Here is a 1,769-nt window from a genome sequence, read left to right as displayed (position 1 = left end):
GCCCTCGGTCCGGCAGAAGTTAGATGAGGATTCGAGGATGCAATTGGCAGCAGCAGGGAAGCGTAATCAGCCGGACACATCCGCACCGACTAAGCGCATCGCGCCCGGCGACTTTGTCGCCTTAAGTCGGTGGGACGTCGTGAATACAAGAACGTTAACTGAAATCAACGAAATACTATTTAAGATTAAGAGGGGGATTTATCATTGAAAGACTGCATATTTTGTAAGATTGTCATGGGTGAAGCGAAATCTTGGAAGATATATGAAGATGAACATGCTTACGCATTCTTGGATATTAATCCTGTCAACGAGTATCATACCTTAATTATTCCTAAGCAACATTATGAGAACATATTTGATATAACTGAAGATGACTTATTAAAAGTCATTTCAGTCGTAAAGAAGGTTGTAACATTATATAACAATAAGCTAGGAATAAAGAATGTTCAAATTATTAATAGTTCAGGTTCAGAAGCTCAACACGGCCGGCTGCGCCGTCCTTGGTCTGCCCGAAGTTGTTTCGGGGATGTTAGTCAGGCAGACAACCCTGCACTAGCTAAGTCAGCAAGCCGACCCGCCGCAAGCGCGGCTTAAGCCAGTGAGGGTTCGGGAACACAACAACGTTAGGCGAAATACCATGTTTTTTGAAGGGAGAAATCGAGATGCTAAAACTAAAAGAAAAATCTCTTAATTGGTCGTTACAACACATAAACAATTTTGGAGATTCTTATGTATTTCCAAATCCATTTGAGTTTGACGCAATTAATGAGTTTTGGCCTAAAGTTAGGCAAACGTTATTAAGTATCGATGTTTATTCAAATGGAGTCAGGCCATATAGAACTACTATCACACCTAAAAGCAGCGTAGGTTTTAGAATATGCACACAATTGGATCCTTTAGATTCAATTGTATATAACGCGTTAATTTATGAAATCCACGAAGAGATAGAAAATAAACGAGTCCCTTCTTCATTTGATACAGTCTATTCTTTCAGATTGAGTCCTGATAGTTCTGGGTCACTTTTTGATCCAGACTATAATTGGAAAAGTTATGAAGAAAGGACAATGGAACTTTTAGATTCGGAAGAATATTCTTATGTGGTAATAACTGATATTACAGATTTTTATCCAAGTATCTATCTACATAACATAGAGACACATTTACGGGAATGTGTAAGAGCAAGCGGGAAAAATACTCATGCAGAAACAATAATTAATATAATCAAAGCGATGCATATTAGCCAAACTCATAAGGGACTTCCTATTGGACCTCAGTTTAGCCGTCCAATTGCTGAACTTGTTCTAAATGAAATCGATCAGGTATTAATTGAAAATCATATAGTGTTCATTAGGTATGTCGACGACTATAGGTTATTTTGCAAATCTGAGAATGAGGCATATAAGACATTAGCATTTTTGGCTCAAAAGTTATACGACATTTTGAATCTGAAATTGAACGAACAAAAAACAAAAATTATGACTACTGAAAAGTTTATGGCAAAGCATCTCTATTTATTTACAGAAAGAGAAAAAGATCGTATCATTAGTGAATTTTATGTATTACTAGACAAGATAGGAGTCGGGAGAGACTTTTATGGAGAAATTGAGATGTCTTCGCTTGATGAAGAAGACATAAGGAAACTGCACGAGATAAATATTTTTGACTTATTACAAGAAGAACTTAGCCAGGATGATATAGATTTAGGGTTTGCCAAATTTTTAATTGGAAATTTAGCTCGATTCGATAATACTGATGTAGCTGATCTAGTA

3 protein-coding genes are annotated in these 1,769 nt (G+C 36.7%); all 3 read left to right on the top strand.

Going from position 1 to position 1,769, the window contains the following annotated elements; genetic code table 11:
- Window positions 1–208, top strand: a 208-nt coding sequence (locus tag AC1DWB_RS35485) for a hypothetical protein (RefSeq protein WP_477545762.1), incomplete at its 5' end; no start/stop codon positions are given.
- Complete coding sequence (locus tag AC1DWB_RS35480; protein ID WP_477545761.1) at window positions 205–594, top strand: HIT domain-containing protein; 390 nt, start codon at window positions 205–207, stop codon at window positions 592–594. The genes AC1DWB_RS35485 and AC1DWB_RS35480, both read left to right, overlap by 4 nt.
- A 68-nt stretch (window positions 595–662) precedes the next feature.
- Window positions 663–1,769: RNA-directed DNA polymerase (locus AC1DWB_RS35475; protein ID WP_477545760.1), on the top strand; the 1,107-nt coding region annotated here is incomplete at its 3' end.

The sequence above is a fragment of the Paenibacillus sp. P4_E11 genome (assembly GCF_056401635.1).
The sequence above is the reverse complement of the archived record's forward strand: the minus strand, read 5'-3'. Positions and strand labels throughout refer to the sequence as shown.